Annotated in this window: 26 protein-coding genes; 7 read left to right on the plus strand and 19 right to left on the minus strand. The window is 70.5% G+C overall.

Translation table 11 applies throughout. The features are described from left to right. The 4 genes from ACQCO7_RS10070 to ACQCO7_RS10085 form a co-directional block, all read right to left on the minus strand. On the minus strand, positions 1–864 hold the full coding sequence (locus tag ACQCO7_RS10070) for a hypothetical protein (RefSeq protein WP_464071493.1): 864 nt from the start codon (positions 862–864) through the stop codon (positions 1–3). A gap of 66 nt (positions 865–930) precedes the next feature. Beyond that, positions 931–4,887 (minus strand): FxSxx-COOH system tetratricopeptide repeat protein, encoded by a 3,957-nt coding sequence (gene fxsT / locus ACQCO7_RS10075; RefSeq protein ID WP_464071494.1) that lies wholly within the window; start codon positions 4,885–4,887, stop codon positions 931–933. Positions 4,888–4,910: 23 nt separating this feature from the next. After that, positions 4,911–5,684 (minus strand): hypothetical protein, encoded by a 774-nt coding sequence (locus ACQCO7_RS10080; protein WP_464071495.1) that lies wholly within the window; start codon positions 5,682–5,684, stop codon positions 4,911–4,913. A gap of 45 nt (positions 5,685–5,729) precedes the next feature. Continuing rightward, positions 5,730–6,953 carry an FxsB family cyclophane-forming radical SAM/SPASM peptide maturase gene (locus ACQCO7_RS10085; protein ID WP_464071496.1) on the minus strand — a complete coding sequence of 408 codons (1,224 nt, stop codon included), beginning with the start codon at positions 6,951–6,953 and terminating at the stop codon, positions 5,730–5,732. Between the two features lie 464 nt (positions 6,954–7,417). Here ACQCO7_RS10085 and ACQCO7_RS10090 point away from each other — a divergent pair, with 464 nt between their 5' ends. The 3 genes from ACQCO7_RS10090 to ACQCO7_RS10100 are packed head-to-tail and all read left to right on the plus strand — an operon-like array spanning position 7,418 to position 10,589. After that, entirely contained in the window at positions 7,418–8,569 is a 1,152-nt protein-coding gene (locus ACQCO7_RS10090; protein ID WP_464071497.1) for a TIR domain-containing protein, read from the plus strand. After that, a complete protein-coding gene (locus ACQCO7_RS10095) occupies positions 8,566–9,636 on the plus strand; it encodes a hypothetical protein (RefSeq protein ID WP_464071498.1) in 1,071 nt (356 codons plus the stop codon). The genes ACQCO7_RS10090 and ACQCO7_RS10095 overlap by 4 nt, the downstream gene beginning before the upstream one ends. Continuing rightward, positions 9,633–10,589: a TIR domain-containing protein gene (locus ACQCO7_RS10100; RefSeq protein ID WP_464071499.1), complete on the plus strand. Its 957-nt coding sequence runs from the start codon at positions 9,633–9,635 to the stop codon at positions 10,587–10,589. The genes ACQCO7_RS10095 and ACQCO7_RS10100 overlap by 4 nt, the downstream gene beginning before the upstream one ends. A 4-nt stretch (positions 10,590–10,593) precedes the next feature. On the opposite strand, the gene ACQCO7_RS10105 is transcribed toward ACQCO7_RS10100, so the two are convergent. The 4 genes from ACQCO7_RS10105 to ACQCO7_RS10120 all read right to left on the minus strand — a co-directional run bounded on the left by ACQCO7_RS10105 (position 10,594) and on the right by ACQCO7_RS10120 (position 12,827). Next, complete coding sequence (locus tag ACQCO7_RS10105; RefSeq protein ID WP_464071500.1) at positions 10,594–11,328, minus strand: SRPBCC family protein; 735 nt, start codon at positions 11,326–11,328, stop codon at positions 10,594–10,596. A gap of 11 nt (positions 11,329–11,339) precedes the next feature. Next, complete coding sequence (locus ACQCO7_RS10110) at positions 11,340–11,954, minus strand: ArsR/SmtB family transcription factor (RefSeq protein ID WP_464071501.1); 615 nt, start codon at positions 11,952–11,954, stop codon at positions 11,340–11,342. Between the two features lie 94 nt (positions 11,955–12,048). After that, on the minus strand, positions 12,049–12,705 hold the full coding sequence (locus ACQCO7_RS10115; protein WP_464071502.1) for a hypothetical protein: 657 nt from the start codon (positions 12,703–12,705) through the stop codon (positions 12,049–12,051). Beyond that, a complete protein-coding gene (locus ACQCO7_RS10120) occupies positions 12,702–12,827 on the minus strand; it encodes a hypothetical protein (protein ID WP_464071503.1) in 126 nt (41 codons plus the stop codon). Before ACQCO7_RS10120 ends, ACQCO7_RS10115 begins: the two co-directional genes overlap by 4 nt. A gap of 163 nt (positions 12,828–12,990) precedes the next feature. Here ACQCO7_RS10120 and dapA point away from each other — a divergent pair, with 163 nt between their 5' ends. After that, positions 12,991–13,866: a 4-hydroxy-tetrahydrodipicolinate synthase gene (gene dapA, locus ACQCO7_RS10125; RefSeq protein ID WP_464071504.1), complete on the plus strand. Its 876-nt coding sequence runs from the start codon at positions 12,991–12,993 to the stop codon at positions 13,864–13,866. A 50-nt stretch (positions 13,867–13,916) separates the two neighbouring features. Then, positions 13,917–14,423, plus strand: coding sequence for a hypothetical protein (locus ACQCO7_RS10130; protein WP_464071505.1), 507 nt, complete (start codon positions 13,917–13,919; stop codon positions 14,421–14,423). 54 nt (positions 14,424–14,477) lie between these two features. Here the strand turns inward: ACQCO7_RS10130 and dapD are convergent, their stop codons facing one another. The 3 genes from dapD to ACQCO7_RS10145 all read right to left on the minus strand — a co-directional run bounded on the left by dapD (position 14,478) and on the right by ACQCO7_RS10145 (position 16,661). Then, on the minus strand, positions 14,478–15,467 hold the full coding sequence (dapD, locus tag ACQCO7_RS10135; protein WP_409117699.1) for a 2,3,4,5-tetrahydropyridine-2,6-dicarboxylate N-succinyltransferase: 990 nt from the start codon (positions 15,465–15,467) through the stop codon (positions 14,478–14,480). 334 nt (positions 15,468–15,801) lie between these two features. Further along, positions 15,802–16,341, minus strand: a complete 540-nt coding sequence (locus tag ACQCO7_RS10140; RefSeq protein ID WP_464071506.1) for a TetR/AcrR family transcriptional regulator — start codon at positions 16,339–16,341, stop codon at positions 15,802–15,804. Further along, entirely contained in the window at positions 16,341–16,661 is a 321-nt protein-coding gene (locus ACQCO7_RS10145) for a DMT family transporter (protein WP_409119537.1), read from the minus strand. Before ACQCO7_RS10145 ends, ACQCO7_RS10140 begins: the two co-directional genes overlap by 1 nt. Positions 16,662–16,875: 214 nt before the next feature. On the opposite strand from ACQCO7_RS10145, the gene ACQCO7_RS10150 reads away from it, so the two are divergent. Continuing rightward, positions 16,876–17,787 carry an AbfB domain-containing protein gene (locus tag ACQCO7_RS10150; protein ID WP_464071507.1) on the plus strand — a complete coding sequence of 304 codons (912 nt, stop codon included), beginning with the start codon at positions 16,876–16,878 and terminating at the stop codon, positions 17,785–17,787. Between the two features lie 75 nt (positions 17,788–17,862). Here ACQCO7_RS10150 and ACQCO7_RS10155 read toward each other — a convergent pair whose 3' ends face one another. From ACQCO7_RS10155 to ACQCO7_RS10190, 8 genes are all read right to left on the minus strand, one after another. Further along, positions 17,863–18,195: a metal-sulfur cluster assembly factor gene (locus tag ACQCO7_RS10155; protein WP_464071508.1), complete on the minus strand. Its 333-nt coding sequence runs from the start codon at positions 18,193–18,195 to the stop codon at positions 17,863–17,865. Then, positions 18,192–18,659: a Fe-S cluster assembly sulfur transfer protein SufU gene (gene sufU / locus ACQCO7_RS10160; RefSeq protein ID WP_464071509.1), complete on the minus strand. Its 468-nt coding sequence runs from the start codon at positions 18,657–18,659 to the stop codon at positions 18,192–18,194. Before sufU ends, ACQCO7_RS10155 begins: the two co-directional genes overlap by 4 nt. An 18-nt stretch (positions 18,660–18,677) precedes the next feature. Next, on the minus strand, positions 18,678–19,934 hold the full coding sequence (locus ACQCO7_RS10165; RefSeq protein WP_464071510.1) for a cysteine desulfurase: 1,257 nt from the start codon (positions 19,932–19,934) through the stop codon (positions 18,678–18,680). After that, on the minus strand, positions 19,931–20,695 hold the full coding sequence (sufC, locus tag ACQCO7_RS10170; RefSeq protein ID WP_409119532.1) for a Fe-S cluster assembly ATPase SufC: 765 nt from the start codon (positions 20,693–20,695) through the stop codon (positions 19,931–19,933). The genes ACQCO7_RS10165 and sufC overlap by 4 nt, the downstream gene beginning before the upstream one ends. A gap of 7 nt (positions 20,696–20,702) precedes the next feature. Further along, positions 20,703–21,020 (minus strand): bifunctional 3-phenylpropionate/cinnamic acid dioxygenase ferredoxin subunit, encoded by a 318-nt coding sequence (locus ACQCO7_RS10175; protein ID WP_464071511.1) that lies wholly within the window; start codon positions 21,018–21,020, stop codon positions 20,703–20,705. Next, positions 21,020–22,201, minus strand: a complete 1,182-nt coding sequence (sufD, locus tag ACQCO7_RS10180) for a Fe-S cluster assembly protein SufD (RefSeq protein ID WP_464071512.1) — start codon at positions 22,199–22,201, stop codon at positions 21,020–21,022. The genes ACQCO7_RS10175 and sufD overlap by 1 nt, the downstream gene beginning before the upstream one ends. Before the next feature lie 64 nt (positions 22,202–22,265). Next, the gene (sufB, locus tag ACQCO7_RS10185) at positions 22,266–23,681 is read right to left on the minus strand and encodes a Fe-S cluster assembly protein SufB (protein WP_464071513.1); all 1,416 of its coding nucleotides are present in this window, start codon (positions 23,679–23,681) and stop codon (positions 22,266–22,268) included. Continuing rightward, complete coding sequence (locus ACQCO7_RS10190) at positions 23,678–24,418, minus strand: helix-turn-helix transcriptional regulator (protein WP_464071514.1); 741 nt, start codon at positions 24,416–24,418, stop codon at positions 23,678–23,680. Before ACQCO7_RS10190 ends, sufB begins: the two co-directional genes overlap by 4 nt. Before the next feature lie 161 nt (positions 24,419–24,579). Here ACQCO7_RS10190 and ACQCO7_RS10195 point away from each other — a divergent pair, with 161 nt between their 5' ends. Beyond that, on the plus strand, positions 24,580–25,374 hold the full coding sequence (locus ACQCO7_RS10195) for an AAC(3) family N-acetyltransferase (RefSeq protein WP_464071515.1): 795 nt from the start codon (positions 24,580–24,582) through the stop codon (positions 25,372–25,374). The last annotated feature ends 5 nt before the right edge of the window (positions 25,375–25,379 follow it).

Below are 25,379 nucleotides of genomic sequence, written 5' to 3' on the forward strand. Positions count from 1 at the left end.
TCAGTGGCCGCCTGGGCCGAAGCCGGTGCGGAACAGGTCGGGTTCGAGCGCTTCGAGGCCCTCGCGGAACGCCTTGCCGAAGGGGCTCTGCGGGCCGGGCAGCGCCCCCTGGGCGACGGTCTGCGCGGCTCGGGGGTCGTAGGGCAGGTCGAGAACGGTTCGTACTGGCAGTGTGTCCCCGGAAGCTGTCCCTCCAACCCCGTTCGGCGAATTGTGGCCGGGAAGTCGCGGACCGGGACCGGGTCTGTTCGCCACGTATCCCGCGAGTCTGCCCAGCAGCCCCGCGCGCTCCAGTTCGGCGGTGAGTTCGCGTACGGCGGGATGGGTACGGCCGTCCGGCGGGCCGACGAGGAAGACGTACTCGACGGCTTCGCACACCCGGCGCGTGCACGGCCCCCACCCGGTGCCGCAGTCGACGAGGAGGCAGCCGGCGACCTCGGCGAGGCTCTCGGCGGCCCGGCCGACGATGTCGGGCAGGTCGGGGCGGGCGGCGAACGCCGAACTCCCCCTGCCGCGCAGGCCGTTGAAGAGGCTCATGTGCCGGCTGCGGCCGTCCCGGGAGGACAGCTCGCGCAGCAGCGGCTGGGCGACGCGGTCGCACAGGGCGATCTTCTCCTCGCGCGCGAACCCGACGAGTCCGCAGCCCTGTTCCTCACCGCAGGCCCGCTGCCAGGCGGTGAGCAGCGAGGTGAGCCCGGCGCTCTCCAGGTCGGCGTCCATGAGGACGACGTCCTGTCCTTTGGGTCCCATCTCGGCGTCGATCAGCGCTCCGGCGGTCGCCGTCACGAGGCTCGCCCCGGTCCCGCGCCACGGTGAGAGCACCGCCGCCGACCAGGGTTGCCCCCACTCCCGCCCGTTCCTCACGGCCGTACCCTTCCGTCTTCGTGCAGGTCATCAACTGGTGCCCGGCATCCGGATGCTGACACTCGATCAGATGTACGGCACGTCGATGTCCAGCTCTATGCGCTGCCCGCCGGGTCCGCTGCCGCCGCTCTCGCCGGCGCGGGTCTGGCTGTCCTGGAGGTTGGTCGCGGCGAACGAGGTGAGGGGGTGGTGGTCGCCGCAGCGGACCCGGAAGCGTTCGTAGGTGCGCCGGTCGAGTTCGAGGGCGGCGGCCGACTCCCCCACGAACACCAGGGCGCTCGCGTGGCCGAGGGCCGCGATGAGGGTCAACGGGTGGTCGGAGCCGAGGGTTTCGGCGAGTCCCCGCCAGCCCTGTTCGCTCGTCCCGGCGACGCCGTCGAGGATTCCGGCGGAGCGCCGGCACAGGGCGAGGTTGGCCTGGGCGATGCGGTGGAAGGGGTGGCCCTCGTGCCAACTCGCGTACCCGCGTACGGATTCCTCGGCGAGCCGGCATGCCTGCGCGTGTTCGCCGAGGAGCCTGAGGTCGGCGGCGAGGGCGAGGGAGGCCGCGAGGCGTTCGTGGTGGTCGGGTCCGGCGTAGGCGAGCCAGCCGGCCATGGCGTCGGCGTCGCACTTGCGGGCGGTGCGCAGCCGGTCCGGGTCGTGGCGTCCGGTGCGGCGCAGGGTGGCGGCGAGGGCGCGGCCCGCGTACAGGGTGACGGGGTCGGACTCGCCGTGGTGGCGTTCGGCGTCCGCGAACGCCTGGCGCAGCTGGGCGAGGGAGGTGGGGTAGTCGCCGGACTCCCGGTAGCGGCAGCCGAGTTGGACGGCGAGGCTGAGGGTGAGTTCGTGGGTGATGCCGAGGACGCGACGGCTGCGCTCGTAGGTCTCGCGGTGCAGGTCGAGGGCCTCGGCGGTCATGCCGACCATGGCCAGGGAGAGGCCGAGGTTCAGGAAGGCCATCAGGGAGTACGGGTTGTCGGCGCCGGAGACGGTGGTGAGGATGTCGGCGGTCGACTGGTCCTCGGCGAACGCGTCCTGGACCTCGCCGAGCGCGCGCAGTTCGGCACCCCGGCCGGTGGCGCTGCGCAGCGTGTACGGGTGTTCCAGGCCGAGGCCCGCCCGCAGCCGGTTCAGCGCGCGGTGGTTGACGCGTTCGGCGTCGGCGAAGCGTCCCGCGTCGCGGTGCACGTTGCCGAGTTCGACGGCGAGCCGCAGCGTCAGGATGTCGTCGGTGACTTCGAGGTCGCCGTGCCGCTGCGTCCAGGTCTCCAGGAGCTGTTCGGCGAGCGTGCGGGCGGGGTCGAGGCGGCGGGCGAGGCGCCGGTGGCGTACCTGGTTGACGAGCCAGCGCCGTACGTCGGGGTCGTCGCTGAGGGCGGCGCCGCTGGGGTCGACGTGCTGGTCGAGTTCCTCGAACACCGGCTGGTGGCGCTCCTCGTCGGCCTCCGGGTCGGGCGGTACGAGGGAGGCGAGGACGCGCCCGGTGGCAGCGCGGGACTGCTGGAACTCCTCGGCGGTGAGGGCGTCGCGCAGGAAGCGCAGGCCCATGGGGTCGCCGACGACGCGGCCGACGCCGAAGTCGGTGCGGGCCAGGGCCCGCTGGCCGAGCGCGTGGAAGGCGCGGCCGGCGGTGGCGGGTCCGGTGGGCTCCTCCTCGGGGCACAGCCAGCGCAGGGCGGCGGGGCTGCGCAGGACATCGAGGGAGGCGCCGGTCGGGGCGAGGTGGGCGAGCAGCAGCAGGAACCGTTCGGCGCTGGGGTGGTCGGCGCGCAGGGACTCCATGGAGACGGCCCAGGTGGCGTGCGCGGCGGCCGGGTAGCCGGGTTCGCGGGCGGCGCGGGACCGGCCGCCCTCGGCGCGGGTGCGCATGGCGAGGGCGTAGGCGGCGACGGCCTCACGCAGGGGCGGTCCGGCGTTCTTGATGTAGGCGGCGGCCTGTTCGACGGTCTGCGGGAGGCGTCCGGAGACGGCGAGGATGTCCTGGGCCAGGTCGGCGGCCAACCCCGGGAAGTGCAGGCGCAGTTGCTCGCCCGCCTCGGCCTCGGTGGGCATGCCGATCTCGATGGGCCGGCCCGTGGCGTGCCAGTCGGTGGCGTCGGAGGTGATCAGGACGTGACTCGAACCGCCGCCCGGGACAAGGCCATTGAGATCGGCGGGGCTGCGGACGTCGTCGTACACGAGCAGGAAGCGCCGGTGGTCGCCCCAGCCGTCGGCGAGGGCGTCCAGGGTGCGGGCGACGGCGTCGGTCGCGGAGCGCCGGGCGACGCCCAACCGCTCGCCGAGCGCGGCGAGTTCGTCGCGGACGCAGTCGGCGGTGTCGGCGCGCAGCCACCAGATCGCGTCGTAGTCGGGGGCGAACCGGTAGGCGAACTCCAGGGCGATCCGGCTCTTCCCGACGCCGAGCGGGCCGGTGAGGATCGCCGGGGACACGGGCCGGCCGGGCGGGAACGCGTCGCGCAGGGCGCCGATGCACTCCTCGCGGCCCTGGAAGGTGGCGCCGCGCGGTGGGGTCTTCCAGATCTTCGGGTTCTGCCCGGGGAAGCGCACCCCGCCCGAACCCGGGGCGCGGGCCTGGCCGTTCTGCGCGAAGTGCTCCAGAAGCAGCTCCTCGGCCTCGCTCTCCCCGAGGTTCTGCAAGTGCGGCCCCTTGAGGTCGCCGAGCGGCGGCCGTACCCGGGTCTCCTCGACCCGCACGGCGACGATCGAGTCGCTCCGGTCCCCCGACCCGAGCCGCCCGGCGGCACTCAGGTGCTGCTGGATCACGGCGTCCAGCTCGGGCGCGGACTGGAGCGCGGGCGACACTACGAGGATGGTGTACGAGGGTTTCGCGTCGGCCGGCATCGTGTGCGGGTCCCACCGCGCGGTCGTCTCGCAGCTGATGCCGAGCCGGGCGAGGACTCCGCGGATCCACTCGGCCCACAGCCGGTCGGGGGCGGCGTGCACGATGCGCGCGGTGCGCAGGCCGGGGGTGCGGACCTCCTCGAACCGCTCGGCGAACCTGAGGCGCAGCGGCTCGGGGACGGGGCGGACGCAGGAGATCTTGCCTCGGGTGATCTCCTGCGCGATCCGTACGTACGCGTCGAGCTGGAGGGATTTCGTGCCGGGGCGCAGCGTGAAGGGGACGAGGGTCTCCTCGTAGGCGAACGCCGGGTGGTGCGGGACCTCGACCTGGCCCCAGTACTCGTCGAGGGAGCCGGTGGTGAGGGGGGCGACGAGTCCGGCGAACTGCCGTTCCACGTAGGCCCGCCTGCGCCCCGCCTTGCCGGGCTCGGCGTGCTCGACGCGCATCGGGACGGGCAGGATGCGGATCTCCCGCCCTGTCTCGCGGGCCTGCTGGTGGATCTGGCGGGCGACGGAGGCGGTGCCCTCGATGGACTGGTTGCTGAGGTTGAACCCGGCGACGACGACGTCCGGCAGCCACAGGGTGCACACGGACGCGTTGTCGGAGTGGCCGGTGCGGCTGTCGATCAGGACGTAGTCGTACGGCCCTCGGCGCAGCCGTTCGCGCAGCGTCTCGACGTAACGGCGGCCCTGGTGCTGGCCGTAGAACGCGGACCAGTCGAAGTAGGCGACGCGCTCGCTGTACTCGTCGTTCTGGACGCCGGGGCCGAGGTAGTCGATGGTGCCCCGGGGGCGGAAGTCGCTCCAGCGGAGGGTGTCGCGGTGCGGGAGGACGTCGGTGTGCGTCGACAGGAGCTCGGACAGGTGCTGTTCGAAGGTGTCCTCGTCCACCTCCTGGGCCCGCTCCTGTGCGAGCAGCGCCTCCACGTCCCGGCCGTAGCCCTGGACCATGTCGACGACGCCGGTCGTGCGGCTCAACTCGGCGTCGTTCAGGAAGGGATGGTAGAAGCGGTGGAGTCCGGGGGACTCCAGGTCCCAGTCGACGACGAGCACGCGGCTGCCCTCGGTCGCCAGGATCCAGGCGACGTTGGCCAGGGCCATCGTGCGTCCCACGCCTCCTTTGTAGGAGTAGAACGTGACTACGGTCGCCGGTTCATGGGCGGCCTCGGCGCCGGGCGGCTCCGGCTCCACGCTGCTCATTGATGCTGCTCCACATGTTCGCGTCAGCCATGCGGTCCGCGGAGGACGGGACGCTCACCGTCCGCCGGGGAGGAGAACCAGGATCTGGTGCGAGGGGGCGAGTCCGGCCGCTCGATCGCGGTCCCCGGGGGGGCCGTCTCCTGTGGCGTACCGGTGCGCCCGCTGAGCCACGGTACCGGTACGGGGGCAAGGTGCACATCCCATGAGACGACAGACGTACGGGACATAGCCCGGAAAGGGGTCAGGTACCCGGCGTCATGTGCGGTCATGGTGGGGGGTGTTCGGTCCGCCGCCGACAGTACCCGCTCGGCGACATTCCGCAACACCCGTAAGTAGCCGCCCCTCGCGGCCGGGTCGCGGATCAACTGCCCTACTCCGCTGCGGGGATAGTCCGTCCCGGCGGGCCGGCCCGACTGCCGGGCCGTCTCCTCGACCAGCCGCGCGGGCAGCCCGGCGCTCTGCCACACCACCCCGACCGGCCGCACCGAGGCGTCGCCGGTACGGTGCAGGCGCCAGCTGAGGCGCTCCTCGAAGACGGAGAGGTCGTAGGTGCAGGAGGGGCTGCGGAAGTATTCCTGGGAGTAAAGGACCACCAGGCAACGGCAGTTCATCGCCGGGACCTCGGCCGGCGGGGCGAGCGCCAGATCGCTGCGGCGGTGGTCGGCGAGGAGTCCCTCGTACCCCGGCTCGCGGTTGGTGCGCCCCCGGATCTCGGTCTGGAGATCCGCGTGGAAGTGTTCGACGTCCCGTCGCCCCGCACCCTCGACCGCATGGCTGACGAAGAAGTACGGCACCATGCTCGCCTCCCCCCGGCCCAGCCCAGGCCCTTGCGTTCCCTTTGATCAATGCAACGGCTCTACCCCGGCGGGCATCCCCATGGTAGAGGGATTCCCTTGCTCTGTAACGGGGTTGTGACGCTCTTTCACCAGTGCGAGCAGACTGTCGTTCACGCGTTCGGAAACGTGCGCGATGAACGCCTTGAGATCGGCGCAGTAACAGGACGGGTTGTCGTACCCGCCCGCGGCCCGGTACCGGTGCGCCCGCAGCCCTCCGCCGCACACGCGTACGACGGGACAGTCCCGGCACTCGCCGCACAGCCCGCCGATCCCCGCCCGCTCGGCCGCGAACCCCGGGTGCGCGGCGGCCTCGTCGAGGCTGTGCCGGGCGAGATGGAAGCCGGTGCTCGCGGCTCCCTCGTGTACGGCCTTGAGGATGTCGTTCTGCTCGATCGCGCCGTCGGGCTGGATCACGACGACGTCGGAACCGCCGACTCCCCATACTTCGGTGCCGGACGCCCCGCCGAGGAGGACGTCCACCAGCGAGTCGAACATCCGCACCGGGACCTCGCGGACCGGCGCGTCGAACCAGCGGTCGAAGGCCGCCGCGAGCCAGCGGGCGTACGGGGTGTCCCCCGACTCCAGGCCGGGCGGCGGGTGCTGGCGGGTGCCGAGCGGCAACAGGAGGTCCAGGGACGGGGGTTGCTGCTTCAGGAGGGCCTCGTAGGTCTCCACCGGGTCGGCCGCGAGGTCGACCGTGCACAGCAGTCCGGCGTACAGGGACGGGTGTGCGCGCAGCAGCTCCAGCGCTTTCAGTACGTCGTCGTACGTCCCCCGGCCCGACGCGCGCCGCCGGCGCCGGTCGTGCGCCTCCCGCGTTCCGTCGAGGCTGACGCCCGCGCGGATGCCGTACCGCTGGAAGACGTCCAGCCAACTCGCCTCGATCTGGGCGCCGTTGGTCTGGACGACGAGGTCCAGCGGGGTGTCCAGGTCGCGCCACTGCTCGTGCAGCGCCTGCGCGAAGTGCGCGATGCGGCGCGGGCCCGCGAGGAGGGGTTCGCCGCCGTGCAGCATGACGCGGGCGCGTGGCGGGCGGTGCGCGCGGACGTGGTCCGCTATCCGACGGGCCGTCAACTCCCGTACGGCATACGGCATCGCGCGGGGCTGGGTGGACCAGCCGGTGTCGCGGAGGGCGTAGACGTAGCAGTCGGGGCAGGTGAAGTCGCAGCGGGAGTACAGCTTGACGACGAACTGGGAGAAGGTGACGGCCGGTTGGGTGTCAGACGGCACTGTGCCACCCCGGCGGGGTGAGGGGACCGCTCCTGGTCCGGCGTAGGAGTGCCTCGATGATCGCGGAACGCGGTAAGCCGTGCAGCTGATCCCCGGACGCCGCCCGGACCAGGTCGGCTAACTCTCCCTGTTCCCGCCTGCCTTCACTGTCGCGCTCGGTCCTCTTCACGCCAGACTCCATTCCCCCCGAGCCCCGCGCTCGCGCCGGGACCGGCCCAGGACCCTGCTACAGTCCGGGACTCGTGAGACGTCGGCGAATATCACCCCGTACGCCTGACGTGTGCCCGTACGCCTGACGTGTGCGCCCGTCAGGCACTCTTCACTGTACCCAGGGCGGTCAAGGAAGCCTATCCTCAAGGAGCGGGGGCCCCGGACCGACCCGGAGCCAGACGTTGCGAAGCACAGGTCCAAGCCGGTGAGAGCAACGCCCTGCCGGCCACCCGGCGGCAGTCTGCGAGGGGCGCGTGGATCGATCCGTCAACTACTTCTACACCAGCTGCACACAGGCCGACGGCTGGCCGTCGCTCAGCCGCTTCCACGCCGACCTGGAGTACCGGCTCAAGGCCCAGGAGGGCTTGTGGGTGGCCGGTGTGCTCGGACCGCAGACAGGCTCGGGACCGGTGCTGGAGCGCGGGGTCACGCGGGTCGGCGTGCTGGTCGCGCTGTACTCCCGGCACTACTTCCAGGACCGTGACTGCGGCCTGGAGTGGTCGGTGTTCCAACGCCGCGTCCGCAGCCAGGAGTTCCTCACGGACCAGCCGCTCGCCGACTGCGTGATCCCCCTCGTGTGGAATCCGGAACCCCCGTACGAACCTCCCGAGGGCATCCCGGCCCCCTGGCCGTTCCTCACCGAACTGGACGGCGCGGGTTCCGAGGCCGGTCGACTGTACGAGAGCAGAGGCCTGTCGGGTCTGATGCAGTCCCAGCTCCCCGAGGCGGCCGACCTGTACGTCGCTCTCCTGGGCCTGCTCGCGCGCCGGATCGCGAAGGCGCAGGGCTTCCGCCTCGAACCCCTGGAAGGCGACGAACTCCGCACGCTCACACCGGCGTTCGGCACGGCCCCCGCACCCGCGCGCGTCGGCCGGACCGTCCCGGGTGGCGACCTGGTGACCCACGGCTCGGGGAACGGCGGCTACCTGCGCTACTCCGACGTGGGCCACCGAGGAAGCGGTCCGCCCGCCCGACTCCGCTCCGTCGCCATCAGTTACGTCGGCGCCGACCAGCCGTGGGCCGACTGGATACAGGAGGTCCTGGAGGAGGACCCCGGCACGGCCACCGTCCACCAGGTGCGCTGGAGAACGGAGTTGGAGCCGCTGTCGGAAGCGGTCGCGCGGGCGCGGGCGGAGAGTTCGCGAGTCGTCGTGGTGTTCTCGCGCAGCTACTTCACCGCCGGAGCACCCGACCCCTATCAGTGGGAGGAGGTGTTCATCGGGGCGGACGCGGCGGACCTGATCCCCGTTCAGATCGACACCGAGCCAAGGCCGTTGCTCGTGCGCCGGGGTGTTCAGGTCGCCCAGCTCACCGGCTCGGACGAGGCGCAGGCGCAGCGTCTGCGCGACATGGTCGACGACGCGGGACCGACCGTACCGGGTCAGCGCGAGGGGGACGCGCGGTGACCCTCCCCCTGCCGCGCTCGGCCCGTCCGGCGACGGCGCCGCCGCCGATATCCAACATCCCTGAACTGGGGCTGCCGTTCACCGGCCGCGACGAGCAGATCGCCCAGCTCACCAGGCTCTTCCGGCAGTACGGCCATGTCCTGCTGCACGACGCCGAGTCGGGGCAGGGGTTCGGCAAGACCCAGATGGCGATCGCCTATTGCCAGCGGTTCACCCGGCGTTACGACGTGGCCTGGTGGTTCGAGTGCTTCGGCGAGACCGACGACGACCGGCTGCTCACGCTGATCGAGACGCAGGAACAGGAGCTGCGCGAGCGCTGCGCGCAAACGCTGGGCGGGCCGCCGAAGCCCAGACCCGACAGCAAGTGGCTGTTCGTGTACGACAACGTCTCCGATCCCGACCGCATCTACGAGCACTTCGTCCCCGGCACCGGGCACCGTCTCGTCACCTCCCGGACGAAGGGCCTCACTTGGGGCGAGAACCGCCTCGAACTCGGCGGACTCAGCCCGACGGTCGCCGAGGGCCTCCTCCTCGAACACGCCGACGGCCTCACCAACGAGCAGGCCGAATACCTCGCCCGCCGCGCGGGCTGCCACCCCGGCACACTCCTGACGACCGCCGAGTTCGTCTACCAGTTCGGCTACGAGGGCTACCTGGACCAGCTCGGGCCCAGCACCCCGCCGCACGGCACGCCGGTCCCCGGCTCCGGCAGCCTCCTCGACCCGACCGACAAGCGCACCCTCATCGAGGCCATCGTCCGCTCCCCGTCAACGGCACGCGCGAGACCTTCGACCTGTGGGTCCAGTCCATCCGACTCGCCGTGGGACCGGGTCTGTTCGCCCCGCTGGTCGACGGCGGCTCGGCCCGCAACCGCGTCATCGCCATCGTCAACGAGGCCGCCCCTTCGGGGGAGATCCTCAGCGCCCTCGCGGACGCCCTGGAGGAACAGGGCAACAATGAGGCGACACGCGTCGTACGCCACCTGGTGGACAAGGCGACCAAGAACCGGCGGACGAACGGCCACGGCTGACGCCGGATGGGCCCACGACTTCGGGGAGGATCCGTGACCGGCCGACCGCCGTTCTTCTTCACCAGCTACGCCGAACGCCGCGCCGACAGCGACCTGGTGGAGCAGTTCCATGCCCGGCTCCAGCAGGAGGTGGAGATCAAACGCGGGCGCTCGGCCCCGAACGAGGGCTTCCTCAACACCGGTGCCGTACGGCTCGGTCAGGGCTGGCGCCGGAAGATCGGTACGGCGCTGGGGCGGACCAGATTCCTGGTCGTCCTGCTGACGGACGACTACCTCGCGAGCTCTTGGTGCGCGCGGGAGTGGGCGGTGGTGAAGGAACGCGTACGGCTCGCGGGGCCGGAGGAGCCGGTGGCCCTCCTGCCCCTCTTCTGGACCGGGGTCAGCCGCGAACTCCCGGCGGAGGTCGCCGACTTGCAGCTCCGGATGGCGACGCTCGGCGCGGCGTACACGGACCGGTGCCTGGTCGACCTGATGCGGGAGGACCCCCGGGCGTACGAGAAGTTCGTGATCGGCCTGACGGACCACATGGTGAAGGAGGCGTCGGCCCAACTGCCGGAGATGGACGGTGACTTGGCGGCGAGCTACCCACCGGCATTCGGGTTGGCGGCACCGGAGGGGGAAGAGGAGGCTGCGCAGGCCACCCCGGTCGCCGCCTTCGCCGAACCGGAGCCCCCGGCCGAGACTTTCAGGAAGGTCGACCTTATCGACGCCTTCGTCCGCTCCCCCATCTCCGGCCCCCGCGAGACCTACGACCTCTGGCTGGAGTCCGTCCGACTCCTCATCGCCCCCGTCCAGTTGGCCCCCGGCACGGACGCCGGCACCCTGCGGAACCGCGTCATCGCACTGATCAACTTCGCCTTGCTGCGACTGCGAGAGACCCCGGATGTCCTCCTGGCCCTCGCCGAAGCCCTGGAAGAACTGGGCGACCACGAGGCGACCCGCGAAGTACGCCGCCTCGTCGACCTGGCCGCACGGAACAGGAAGCGGTGACCCCCTACCCCCCGAACACCCCGTCCAGCCACCCCTGCCAACCCGCCTCCGCAGCCTTGGGATCCGCGCCCTCCCCGAAGTCATGCACGCTGATCCCCACCGGCGCCCCCCACCTCCCACGCCCGAACACCCGGACAAGCTCCCGCTCGGTCCGCAACCCGATGAACTCCGGCGTCCGATAGTCGAGTACGGCCTCGAACTCACGCGGCCCGCGCACGGCAACCCGCTCCCCGACGACCTCCCCGACCCCCAACTCCCGCGCCACCAGGGCAAGAGCGTCCGGCGTCGCAGAAGCAGCCGGCCCCTGCACCGAGGAGAACGCCACCGCCCGCGGAGCGAAGTGCGTCAAGTACTCCCGCAGCGTGTGCAGATAGAAGTCCGTGTGCCGCCCGGCCCCGTCGTACTGGTTCTCCCAGTCGTCGACGAAGATCCCGCTGTGCACGTACCGCACCCACGCCCGCCGCCCCTCGTCCCGGGGCTCGACGGTGTAGTCGAGCTGGTTCCGGGACTGGACGGCCATGCCCACGTCCTCGCTCACGTTCGTGTACCGGTACGGCGGTTCCCACGCCGTGACGGTCGACCCGAACGGCCCGCTCCCCCCGACGCGAGGCTCGGGCGCCTCCATGGGCCACAGATACGCCCCGGAGTTCCGCGTCACCGCCTCCCACACCTGCTCCGGCGTCGCGTCCACCTCGAACTCGCGGACGATCTCGAATTCCTTCTCCGTGCCCTCGGACATGGCAACTCTCCTCACTTCTCAGTCAGTTCGGTACGGGACGGCGTCTCTTTGAGCGTCGGGTGCAGCCCGAGCACGATCCGGTGATCACGCCCGCCCGCCGCGTCCGGCGCGTCGTACTTACGGATCAGCGCGCTCACCCCGGCCGTTAACTCCTGGACGAACGCGGCCCGTTCGGCGGCGGACGCGAACCGCACCTCGCCGTCCAGCGCGTAAGTGGCCAGCCCCTGACGGGCTTTGGCCGCGCCGGTGATCAGCGAGCCGACGTCCCGTACGAGCCGTGCGCCCAGCGCCAGCAGCCAGCGCGCGGAGAGCTGGTCACGGAACCTGTCGGGGTCCGGCTGCACCTCCGCGAGGGCCAGCGGTGAGATGACGTACGACGCGGCGGTGGCCCGCATCAGCCGCTCGGTGACATTCCCCTTGCGCCGCTCCCCGGCCAGCTCGACCAGCCCGTGCTTCTCCAGCGCCTTGAGGTGATAGTTCACCTTCTGCCGGGGCAGCCCGACCCGCCCGGCCAGCATCGCGGCGGACGCGGGTCCGGCGGCCAGCTCCGCGAGCAGCCGCGCCCTTATCGGGTCCAGCGTCGCGGCTGCCGCCTCGGGGTTCTCGATCACGGTGACGTCCAGCATGGCTCCACCGTCTCACCGAAAACTTTTTTTGTCCAGGCGAGAAGAGTTGTCGGTGAGCGGGCATGACTAGACGCCCCCTGTGAGGGGCTCCGCCTTACGCCTTCTCCCCGTCCTCCCCCAGCCGCGACAACTGGCTCTGGAACCAGTCCAGCCGCGCCTGCAACAGCGCGGCCTCCGCGGTGAGTTCGGGCACCCCGAACCGCGCGGGCACCTTCCCCTCCCGGGCGACGACCCGCAGCCCCTCGCCGGCCAGCCGCGCGAACGAGGCGAGGGAGACGGCGGTACGGCCCCGCACGCAGCCCGCGCAGGACGCGGCGAGCCCGAGCCACCCCGGCCGACCCCACCCGGCGTCGGCGAGCGCGGCGGCGGGGGCGCCACAGGCGCAGGGCCCGACGGTCATCGTGCGGACACGCTGTCTCGCGTACCGGAACCCCAGCTCGAAGCGGATGTAGGCGCCCAGGACGGTCACGTCCAGCAGCACCGCGTCACGGTTCTCGGCGACACAGAGCAGCCCCTCGGCGGTACCCCGCTCGTGCACGCAGTGGAACCCGCAGTCGCACCGCCGCTGCGGCGCCCGGTGCCGCAGCCCGTACCCGCACGACGCCTCCGCGACCACCCCGTACGGCAGCGCGCCGCCCAGCGACACGCCCGTGAACCCGGCCCGGGTGCCGTCGTACGACAGCACCGGGCGAGCGATCTTGTATCCGGTCGGCGGCCGATCCGGACGTTCCTCCGGCAGCCGCAGCCTCATCGGCCGACCGGCACCTCTTCGACGGCCAACTCCTGCTGCTCGTCGACGAGTTCGACCTCGTCCTCGACGACGTCGACGCACTCTTCCGCGACGCCGGTGGCGACTGCCCTGCCGAGCCTCATACTGCCTCCCCTGTGGCGGTTTCCCTCGGCCATGGTGACGGACGGACGGGCGTTTGGACACAGGGCCTCACCAGGGCGGACCGCCTTCGGAGAAGCACTGCTAATCAATACCGGGTAGCAGATTTAAGTAGAGCTACACCATCACCCCGCCGACACTACTCCCATGACCACCTTCGGCCGCGCCCTCTGCGCGATGATCACCCCCTTCACCGAGACCGGTGCCCTCGACCTGGACGGCGCGCAACGCCTGGCCGCCCACCTGATCGGCGAGGGCTGCGACGGCCTGGTCCTCTCCGGCACGACCGGCGAATCCCCCACGACGACGGACGCGGAGAAGTCGGCGCTGGTACGAGCGGTACGGGAAGCCGTGGGCCCAACCACCCCCATCCTCACGGGAGTCGGCACCGCGGACACCCACCACTCGGCCCAACTCGCCCTGGACGCGGCCAAGTCCGGCGCGACAGGCATCCTCCTGGCGCCGCCCTACTACAGCCGCCCGCCCCAAGCCGCCGTCGAATCCCACCTCCGCGAGATCGCCGACCTCAGCGAACTCCCGGTCATGCTCTACGACATCCCCTCCCGCACCGCCACCCGCCTCGAACCCCCCACCCTCCTGCGCCTGTCCGAACACCCCCGCATCATCGCGGTCAAGGACTGCTCCTACGACTTCCTCGCCGCCCAGAAGCTCATCTCCCGCACGGACCTGGCGTACTACGCGGGCTGCGACGAACACAACCTCGCCCTGTACGCCGTAGGCGGCACGGGCTACGTCAGCACGATCGCGAACGCCGCCGCCCGCCAAGTCCGCGGGGTCCTGGACCTGTTCGACGCGGGTGACACCTCGGCAGCGGCCCGAGCCCAGCAACGCCTCATCCCCCTCACCGAGTTGATGATGGCCTCCGACCTCCCCGGCACGGTCACCGCCAAGGCCCTCCTCGCCGACCTGGGCCTCCCCTCGGGCCCGGTACGACGCCCACTCCTGAACGCGGACACCGAGACGAGGAGAGCGCTGCGCGCGGCGTACGAGGAATGCGGATGACGCCGTCCATGAACTGACCGAAAAGACGACCCCCCTCTACCGTGAGCACCATGCCACCCCGCCCCCTCCTCTTCCTGGACGTGGACGGCCCGTTGAACCCCTACGCGGCCCAACCGGAACGCCGCCCCGAGGGCTACACGACCATCCGCGCCACAGTCCCCTCCCACCCCCGCCCCCTCCGGGTCTGGCTCAACCCCACCCACGGCCCTTCCCTCCTGGCCCTCCCCTACGACCTGGTCTGGGCAACGACCTGGATGTCCCTGGCGAACACCTGGATAGCCCCGACCGTGAATCTCCCGCCCCTCCCCTACGTCGACTTCGGCGCCGACCTCCTCGCCCTCCGCCCCGACGAACTCCACTGGAAAACACCCCACTTGCTGACGTACGCCGCAGGCCGCCCCTTCGCCTGGGTGGACGACGAGCAGTCCCCGGCGGACACGGAGTACGTCACGGCCCACCACCCCGCCCCAGCCCTCCTCCACCACGTGAATCCCCGACTGGGCCTGAGGGAGGGCGACTTCAGGGTGTTGGGGGAGTGGGCCGCCGCCAACGCGTGAGCGCCCTCCCCCGGGCCGGGGCAGAGCGCTCAGCGAACCAGCAGGCGGTGTCGGTCAGTTGTGGCTGTGCAGGATCTCGTTCAGCCCGCCCCACACCGCGTTGTTCGGCCGAGCCTCGACCGTCCCGGTGACGGAGTTGCGGCGGAAGAGGATGTTCGACGCGCCCGACAGCTCACGAGCCTTCACGATCTGGCCGTCCGGCATGGTGACGCGGGTGCCGGCGGTGACGTACAGGCCCGCCTCGACCACGCATTCGTCGCCCAGGGCGATACCCACCCCGGCCTCGGCCCCGATCAGGCACCGCTCGCCGATCGTGATGCGGACGTTCCCGCCCCCGGACAGCGTGCCCATCGTGGACGCCCCGCCCCCGATGTCGGAACCGTCCCCGACGACGACCCCGGCGGAGATACGGCCCTCGACCATGGACGTGCCGAGCGTCCCCGCGTTGAAGTTGACGAAGCCCTCGTGCATGACGGTCGTGCCCTCGGCGAGGTGCGCACCGAGGCGGACGCGGTCGGCGTCGGCGATGCGGACGCCCTTGGGGGCGACGTAGTCGGTCATGCGGGGGAACTTGTCGATGGACGTCACCTGGAGGTGGAGCCCCTCGGCGCGCGCGTTCAGCCGGACCTTCTCGACGTCGTCCACGGCGACCGGCCCCAGCGAGGTCCACGCCACGTTCGCGAGGAACCCGAAGATCCCGTCGAGGCTCAGCCCGTGCGGCTTCACGAGCCGGTGGGAGAGCAGGTGCAGCCGCAGATACGCGTCGTGCGCGTCCACCGGCTTCTCGGCCAGCGAGGAGATGACCGTACGGACCGCGACCACCTCGACACCCCGGCGCGCGTCGGCCCCGATCGCCTTCGCCGCGCCCTCCCCGAGCAGTTCGACCGCCTTCTCGGCCGACAGCCGCTCACTCCCCGAGGGGCCGGGCCCGGCGTCGAGGGCGGGGGCGGGGAACCACGTGTCGAGTACGGTCCCATCAGCGGCGATGGTGGCAAGACCCGCGGCCACCGCGCCGCCGGTACCAGGTGCAGTCGTGTCACTCATGGAGGAAACCTAACCGGCGAATACCCACAGAAGCGAACCAGCCGAAGGCTGTCTCAGGGTACGAACGACCAGACCGACGGCGAGAACGGTACGAGGCACCTCAGGCAAGCACCCCTGACAGTCCCCGGCGCGGCGGGAGAGCAGCGTACGGCGGGGAGTGGGGTGCCGGGGGTGCGGCGCAGCCCGTCGCTTACGAAGACACCAGCGCACGGCTCGGTCCACCCCACCGGCCCACACCGTCCGCGACGGGCTCGCCGCACCCCCGGCACCCCCGACCCACCCCCGAACCCCCGCGCCCCACGCCACGCCACAGCGGCCCCGCACACACAACCCCTCACCCCCCGATCACCCTCCCCAACACCTCCCGAGCCGCCCCCTCGTCATACCCCACCCCCGTCAGCAACACCTGCAAACAGATCCCGTCCAGCAACGCCACCACCCCCCGAGCCGTCACCTCATCCGTCCTCCGCGCCAGCAACTCCCCCGCGGTCTCGGCCCATTCCCCCGCCACCACCTTCAACGCGGGCCGCCGCAAAGCCGCGAGATACAGCTCGTACTCCAACTCCACCCGCCCCACATCCCCTTGCAGCCACTCCCCCAGCAACCGAGCGAGCCCGCCCGCGAGATCACTCCCCGACTCCCACAACTCGACCTCGCCCGCGAGCATTTCACCGAACCGCTCGTTAGCCTGCCGAAGCGCGGCGACCATCAGCTCGTCCAGCGTGGCGAAGTGATAGGTCGTCGACCCGAGCGGCACATCCGCCTCGGCCGCGACGGTCCGATGGCTCAGCCCGTCCAGCCCCTTCCGCCGTACGACACACAGCGCCGCGTCGATGATCCGCTGCCGCCGCTCGGGGTCGTACCGCCGCCCCATCAGTGCGCCCCGCCGAGGTTGAGCACCACGACTCCCGCCACGATCAACAGAATCCCGGCGATCTTCGCACCCCCGACCCCGTCCCCGAACAGCACGACGCCGATCACCGCGATGGTCGCCGTACCGACGCCCGCCCAGATCGCGTACGCCGTCCCGATGGACACGCTCCGCAGCGCCTGCGCGAGCAGCGCGAACGACACGACATAGCCGAGCCCGGTCAGCAGGGACGGCCACAACTTGCTGAAACCGTCGCTGTACTTCATCGCGCTGGTGGCAATCACCTCGGCGAGGATCGCGCCGGCGAGCATCAGGTATCCCATGCGTACGAGCGTACACATCGATAGGTACACCCGTACACATACACACGCGCGACGCCGCTGATCCCGCCCTGTGAACGGCAGTTGAGAAAGCGTTATCGAACGCGATCACCCAAACAGGTACTCCCCCGTCACAGGGTCCACTAGTGTTTCACCGTTCACACACCGGGCCCCCGCATTCGCGGCCCCGCCATGGGCGCCGCTGGAGGATCAGCGCATGCCATTCAAGAAGTCCCGGCCCTCTCAAGAGAATTCGTGGGAGAACGGCTGGGCCCCGGACATCTCGCGGGCCCCCGGCACCCGACGTCTGTGGCTGGCCGGTGCCCTCGCGCTGGCCACGGTGACGGCCTGCGTCACGGCGATCACCGTCATGGACCAGGAGTCGGTCAAGTCCGACGAGGCGAAGCAGGCCGACACGAAGTCGGCCAAGGAGGCCGGCCCCGGCCTGATCTCGTTCGCCACCCCGACGCCGGGCGCCTCGGCCTCCGGCGGCAAGGGCAAGGAGGAGACCGCGGGCGGCACCACCCCCTCGGGCTCCCCCTCCCCGTCCGCCACCCCCTCGGGCTCCCCGTCCCCGGCGGACGGCGACGGCAAGGACACCGGCGACAAGGGCACCGACGGCAAGGGGACCGGCGGCTCCAAGCCCGCCCCGGCCCCCACCCCGGCCAAGCCGGCCCCGAACAAGCCCCCGGCGCAGCCCGCGACCAACCCGTACGACCGTTCGCTCAGCGCCGTCAACTACCCCGACCGCTACTGGCACGTCAGCAACGGTCTCGTGAAGCTCGACGCGCCGGGCGGCTCGGAGTCCCGCGAGGACTCCACCTTCACGGTCGTCCCCGGCCTCGCCGACAACTCCTGCTTCACCTTCAAGACGCACGACGGCGCCTACCTGCGCCACCGCAACTTCGTCCTGCGGGCCGAACGCAACGACGGCTCCCGCCTGTTCTCCCAGGACGCGACCTTCTGCTCCTCGCCCTCCCCCTACTCGGACGCCGTGATGCTGCGGTCCGTGAACTACCCCAACTACGTCCTGCGCCACAAGAACTTCCAGCTCCGCCTGGACCCGTACGGCTACAACACGACGATGCGCCAGGACTTCTCGTTCCGGGTGACGACACCGCTCGGATAATCACACCGCATATCGCACGCAACAACAGAGGGCGAGGTCCGTGAAGACTTCGCCCTCTGTCATGCTCAAGCACTCTCAGACGTTGAACCCCAACGCCCTCAACTGGTCCCGCCCGTCGTCCGTGATCTTGTCCGGTCCCCACGGCGGCATCCACACCCAGTTGATGCGCAACTCGTTGACCAGCCCGTCAGTGGCCGACTTGGCCTGGTCCTCGATGACATCGGTCAGCGGACAGGCCGCCGACGTCAGGGTCATGTCGATCGTCGCGATGTTCGCGTCGTCGATGTGGATGCCGTAGATCAGGCCGAGGTTGACGACGTCGATGCCCAGTTCCGGGTCGACGACGTCGTACAGGGCCTCGCGGACCTCTTCCTCCGACGCCGGCTTCAGCTGCACGGTCTCGGTCATGCCGTCTTCCTTTCCGCGTCGGACGAAGCGAGGGCCTGGGCCGTCGCGTCCTTCCAGGCCATCCAGCTCAGCAGGGCGCACTTGACGCGCGCCGGGTACTTGGAGACCCCGGCGAACGCGACGGCGTCCTCCAGGACCTCCTCCATCGCGTCGTCGGGCTCGATCCGGCCCTTGGACTGCATCAGCTCCAGGAAGGTCTCCTGGATCTTCTGCGCGTCGGCGAGATCCTTGCCGACGAGGAGTTCGTTCAGGACGGAGGCACTGGCCTGGCTGATGGAGCAGCCCTGGCCCTCGTACGACACGTCCTCGATCGTCGTACCGTCGTACTTCACGCGGAGCGTGATCTCGTCGCCGCACGTCGGGTTCACATGGTGCACCTCGGCGTCACCGTCCCGGAGACCACGCCCGTGCGGGTTCTTGTAGTGGTCCAGGATGACTTCCTGGTACATCGAATCCAGCTTCACGGTTTCAGCTCACGCCCTTCAGCCGAAGAAGTTCCGTACGTGCTCCAGCCCGTCGACCAGAGCGTCGATCTCCGCCGGCGTGGAGTACAGATAGAACGACGCTCGCGTGGTCGCAGGAATTCCGTACCGCAGGCAGACGGGCCGGGCACAGTGATGACCGACACGTACGGCGATCCCCTGCTCGTCCAGCACCTGACCCACGTCGTGCGGGTGGATGTCACCGAGCGTGAACGAGATCGCGGCGCCCCGGTCCTCGGCCGTCGACGGTCCGATGATCCGCAGATCCGGCACCGACAGCAGCCGCTGGACCGCGTACTCCGTCAGCGCGTGCTCGTGCGCCAGGATCTTGTCCATGCCGATCGCGCTCAGATAGTCGATCGCCGCACCCAGACCGACCGCCTGCGCGATCGGCGGCGTCCCCGCCTCGAACTTGTGCGGAGCCGGCGCGTACGTCGACGAGTGCATCGACACGGTCTCGATCATCTCGCCGCCGCCCAGGAACGGCGGCAGATCCTCAAGGAGTTCCTGCCGCCCCCACAGGACACCGATCCCGGTCGGCCCGCACATCTTGTGACCGGTGAAGGCCACGAAGTCCGCCTGGAGCGCCTGCACGTCCAGCGGCATGTGCGGCGCGGCCTGCGAGGCGTCGACGCAGACCAGCGCACCGACCTCCTGCGCCCGGCGCACGATGGCCTCGACGGGGTTGACCGTGCCGAGGATGTTGGAGACCAGCACGAAGGAGACGATCTTCGTCTTCTCGGTGATGATCTCCTCGATGTTGCTGAGGTCCAGCCGGCCGTCGTCCGTGAGGCCGAACCACTTCAGCTTCGCGCCGGTCCGCTGCGACAGCAGCTGCCAGGGCACGATGTTGGAGTGGTGCTCCATCTCCGTGATGACGATCTCGGTCTCGGAGTCCACGCGGTAGGGCTCGTCGGCCCAGCCCAGCATGTTCGCGACGAGGTTCAGCGACTCGGAGGCGTTCTTGGTGAAGATCACCTCGTCCCGCGAGGGCGCGTTGATGAAGGCGGCGACCTTGTCGCGCGCGCCCTCGTACAGCGCCGTGGCCTCCTCGGCGAGCACGTGCACACCGCGGTGGACGTTGGCGTTGTGGCGCTCGTAGTACTCGTTCAAGGCGTCCAGCACCTGGCGCGGCTTCTGCGAGGTCGCCGCGTTGTCCAGGTACACGAGCTTCTGGCCGTCGTGGACCTGGCGGTCCAGGACGGGGAAGTCCTTGCGGATCGCCTCGACGTCGAGGAGGCCCGGCAACTGCGTCACTCTGATGCGCCGCCCTTCGTGTATACCTCGTAGCCCTCGTTCTCCAGCTTGTCGGCGAGCTCGGGGCCGCCCGACTCGACGATCCGGCCGTTGGAGAAGACGTGGACGTGGTCGGGCTTGATGTAGCGCAGGATGCGCGTGTAGTGCGTGATCAGCAGCGTGCCGACCTCGCCGGACTCGCGGACGCGGTTGACGCCCTCGGAGACGACGCGCAGGGCGTCGACGTCGAGGCCGGAGTCCGTCTCGTCGAGGATCGCGATCTTCGGCTTGAGCAGTTCGAGCTGGAGGATCTCGTGGCGCTTCTTCTCACCGCCGGAGAAGCCCTCGTTGACGTTGCGCTCGGCGAAGGCGGGGTCCATGGAGAGCCGCTCCATGGCCTCCCGGACCTCCTTCACCCAGGTACGCAGCTTGGGGGCCTCGCCGCGGATGGCGGTGGCGGAGGTCCGCAGGAAGTTCGACACGGAGACACCCGGAACCTCGACCGGGTACTGCATCGCGAGGAACAGGCCCGCGCGGGCGCGCTCGTCGACGGACATCTCCAGGACGTCCTCGCCGTCCAGCAGGACCGTGCCGCCGGTGATCGTGTACTTCGGGTGACCGGCGAGGGAGTACGCGAGCGTGGACTTGCCGGAGCCGTTGGGGCCCATGATGGCGTGCGTCTCGCCCTGCTTCACGGTCAGGTCGACGCCCTTGAGGATCTCCTTCGTGGCGTTGTCGGCCTCGACGGTGACGTGCAGGTCTCGGATTTCAAGCGTTGCCATGGATGCCTCAGGACTCCTGGGTGAGGGAGACGAACACGTCGTCTCCTTCGATCTTTACGGGGTATACGGGGACGGGGCGCGTCGCGGGGAGGCCGGACGGCTTGCCGGTGCGGAGGTCGAAGGAGGAGCCGTGCAGCCAGCACTCGATCTGGCAGTCCTCCACCTCGCCCTCGGAGAGCGAGACGTTCGCGTGCGAGCAGATGTCGTGGATCGCGAACACCTCCCCCTCGGTCTGCACGACCGAGACCGGCGTGCCGTCGAGTTCCACCCGCTTCGGGGTGTCCTCCTCCAGCTCGCTCAGTCCGCAGGCGCGTAGGAAGGCCATCAGACGGACGCCTCCAGCTCCGCGTCGATCTTCACGAGCAGGCGCTCCTCGATGTCCGGGACACCGATCTGCTGGACCAGCTCGGCGAAGAAGCCGCGCACGACGAGCCGGCGGGCCTCGTCGGCCGGGATGCCGCGCGCCATCAGGTAGAAGAGCTGCTCGTCGTCGAACCGGCCGGTCGCGGAGGCGTGCCCGGCGCCGACGATCTCGCCGGTCTCGATCTCCAGGTTCGGTACGGAGTCGACGCGCGCGCCGTCGGTGAGGACGAGGTTGCGGTTCAGCTCGTACGTGTCCGTGCCCTCGGCCTTGGCCTCGATGAGGACGTCGCCGATCCACACCGCGTGGGCGCCCTCGCCCTGGAGCGCGCCCTTGTAGACGACGTTCGACTTGCAGTGCGGGGTGTTGTGGTCGACAAGGAGGCGGTGCTCCTGGTGCTGCCCGGCGTCGGTGAAGTACAGCCCGAACAGCTCGGCCTCGCCGCCGGTCGCGGCGTAGGAGACGCGCGGGTGCAGCCGTACGACGTCGCCGCCGAAGGTGACGACGACGGACTTGAAGCTGGCGTCGCGGCCGATCAGCGCGCTGTGCTGGGCGACGTGGACGGCCTTGTCGTCCCAGTCCTGGACGGAGACGACGGTGAGCTTGGCGCCGTCGCCGAGGACGTACTCGACGTTGGCCGCGACGACCGCGTCACCGGTGTGGTCGATGACGACGACGGCCTCGGCGAAGGCGCCGAGCTCGATGAGCTGGTGGCCGAAGGAGGTGCCGCCCTCGCCGTGCACGGCGATGCGGATCGGCTCGGTGAGGACCGTCTCCTTGGGGACGGTGATCACACCCGCCCGCTCGAACGCGGAGTACGCCTGAGCGGCGACCCGGTCGACGGGGGCGCCCGTCCGGCCGAGCCGGGCGTCGTCGCGGCCGGCCAGCTCGACGGTGACGCCCTCGGGTGCCTCGACGGCCACCGTGACACCCTCGCCGGTGGCGACGGCGGTGCCGTCGTGCAGCCCGCGCAGGCGCTCCAGCGGGGTGAACCGCCACTCCTCCTCGCGGCCGTGGGGGACGGGGAAGTCCGCCACGTCGTAGGACGGGGGCGCGCTCATGCGGGTGGCGACGGTGGACTCGGCGGCCACCGCGATGGCGCCGGCGGTGGTGGACCCCACCGGGGAGTTCTGAGCCTCAGCCATGGCTGTCGTAGTGCTCACTTTCTTACGCTTGTATGACGTGCGAGGGCGACCCGAGGGGCCACGGTCAGCCGACCGCGCCTTCCATCTGGAGCTCGATCAGCCGGTTCAGCTCCAGCGCGTACTCCATCGGCAGCTCCTTCGCGATCGGCTCGACGAAGCCGCGCACGATCATCGCCATCGCCTCGAACTCGGTCATGCCCCGGCTCATCAGGTAGAAGAGCTGGTCGTCGCTGACCTTGGAGACGGTCGCCTCGTGGCCCATGGACACGTCGTCCTCGCGGACGTCCACGTAGGGGTACGTGTCGGAGCGGGAGATGGTGTCGACGAGCAGCGCGTCGCACAGCACGTTGGACTTGGAGCCGTGGGCGCCCTCGCCGATCTCGACGAGACCGCGGTAGGAGGTACGGCCACCGCCGCGCGCCACCGACTTGGAGACGATGTTGGAGGAGGTGTTCGGCGCCATGTGGACCATCTTGGAGCCGGCGTCCTGGTGCTGGCCCTCGCCCGCGAAGGCGATGGAGAGGGTCTCGCCCTTGGCGTGCTCGCCCATGAGGTAGACGGCCGGGTACTTCATGGTCACCTTGGAGCCGATGTTGCCGTCGACCCACTCCATGGTCGCGCCCTCGTAGGCGACGGCGCGCTTGGTGACCAGGTTGTAGACGTTGTTCGACCAGTTCTGGATGGTCGTGTACCGGCAGCGCGCGTTCTTCTTGACGATGATCTCGACGACCGCGCTGTGCAGGGAGTCCGACTTGTAGATCGGCGCCGTACAGCCCTCGACGTAGTGCACGTAGGCGCCCTCGTCGACGATGATCAGGGTCCGCTCGAACTGGCCCATGTTCTCCGTGTTGATCCGGAAGTAGGCCTGGAGCGGGATCTCGACGTGCACGCCCTTCGGCACGTAGATGAAGGAACCGCCGGACCACACGGCCGTGTTGAGGGAGGCGAACTTGTTGTCGCCGACCGGGATGACCGTCCCGAAGTACTCCTTGAAGAGCTCCGGGTGCTCCTTCAGCGCGGTGTCCGTGTCGAGGAAGATGACGCCCTGCTCCTCCAGGTCCTCGCGGATCTGGTGGTAGACGACCTCGGACTCGTACTGCGCGGCGACGCCCGCGACGAGGCGCTGCTTCTCCGCCTCCGGGATGCCGAGCTTGTCGTACGTGTTCTTGATGTCCTCGGGCAGGTCCTCCCAGGACTCCGCCTGCTTCTCCGTGGAGCGCACGAAGTACTTGATGTTGTCGAAGTCGATGCCGGAGAGGTCGGAGCCCCAGTTCGGCATAGGCTTCTTCTCGAAGAGGCGCAGGCCCTTGAGGCGCAGCTTCGTCATCCACTCGGGCTCGGACTTCTTGCCCGAGATGTCCTTGACGACGTCCTCGTTCAGTCCTCGCTTGGCAGCGGCACCGGCCTCGTCGGAGTCGGCCCAGCCGTACTCGTACTTGCCAAGACCCTCTAGTTCGGGGTGGGCAGTCTCCGTGGTCATGCTGGGTTCCTCCCGGCCGTGCTTGCTGATGCGGTGTGGGAAATCTGGGGGTCCTTCGGGCCCGCCGAGGCCCTCGGGACGAACGTCGTGCACACGCCGTCGCCGTGGGCGATGGTCGCGAGGCGCTGGACGTGGGTGCCGAGCAGCTCGGCGAAGAACTCCGTCTCCGCCTCGCAGAGCTGCGGGAACTGCTCCGCGACGTGCGCCACGGGGCAGTGGTGCTGGCAGAGCTGCTCTCCCACGGGCGCGCTCCGGGCCGTAGCAGCGTACCCGTCCGCCGAGAGGGCCTTGGCCAGGGCTTCCGTACGCTTCTCGGGCGGGACCCCGGCGATGGCCCGGCGGTACGCGGGCGCCTGCGCGGCGACGCGGGCCCGGGCGAACGCGGTGACCGCGTCCTCGCCGCCCTCGCGCTCGGCGATCCAGCGCAGCGCCTCGGCGGCCAGCTTGTCGTAGGACTGGTCGAAGGCGTCCCGGCCGCAGTCGGTCAGGACGAACACCTTCGCGGGACGGCCGCGGGTGCGGGCGCCGTAGACCCGCTGCTCGCGGGCCTCCACGACGGTGTCGGCGGCCAGCGCGTCCAGATGGCGGCGGACGGCCGCCTGGGTCAGGCGCAGGCGGGTGGCGAGTTCGGCGACGGTGGAGGGGCCGTGGTCCAGGATCGAGCGGGCGACGCGGTTGCGGGTGGACCGCTCCCCGGTAGCCAGCTCCTCCTGCGGTGCCTCACCGACGTTTTTCACAACGCCATTGTTGCGTAATTCCCCAGGGTCGGGCAAGCCGCGCCCGCTCCCCCCTGCGGTGCCCTGCGTCACTTAGGCATACCTAATCTGACCTGCGGAAACGATCTTCCGTCCGGTCAAACCGGTGGACCCCGGCCCGGCCCTGCGGGACACTCCCGACCATGCCCACACCCCTTCCCACCGGCCCACTCGTCACCCGGAAGACCCTCGCGGACGACCTCCGCACGCTGGGTGTGAAACCGGGCGAAAACCTCCTCGTCCACTCCTCCCTCTCCGCCCTGGGCTGGGTCAACGGCGGCGCGGTCGCCGTCATCCAGGCCCTCCTCGACGCCCTCGGCCCCACCGGCACGCTCACCGTCCCCACCCAGTCCGGCGACATCTCCGACCCGGCCCAGTGGGAGGACCCCCCGGTCCCCGAGTCCTGGTGGGAGGAGATCCGCGCGACCATGCCCCTCTACGACCCCGCGCTCACCCTCACCCGGGGCATGGGCGTCATCCCCGAGACGCTCCGCCGCTGGCCCGGCGCCCTGCGCAGCGCCCACCCCGAGACCTCGTTCGCGGCGCTCGGCCCGGACGCCGCGAAGATCACCGCGAACCACGCCACCGACTGCCAGCTCGGCGAGCACAGCCCCCTGGCCCGCCTGGCGGAGCTGGACGCCCGCGTCCTCCTCCTCGGCGTCGGCTACGACAACTGCACCACCTTCCACTTCGCCGAGTACCGCGTCCCCAGCCCTGTCACCACCCACGGCCACCCCACCCCGGACGGCTGGCGCACGGTCACCGACCTCGCCCTCTCCGACGAGGGCTTCGAGGAGCTCGGCCACGACTACGAGCGCGACCGCCCGGTGGTACGGGGCCGGGTGGGCGCGGCGGACACCCGCCTGTTCCCGGTCCGGGACGCGGTGGCGTACGCGGAACGCTGGCTGCCGATCCACCGGCCGTACGAGATCCCCTGACCCGG

The organism is Streptomyces saintjeani (assembly GCF_055409605.1).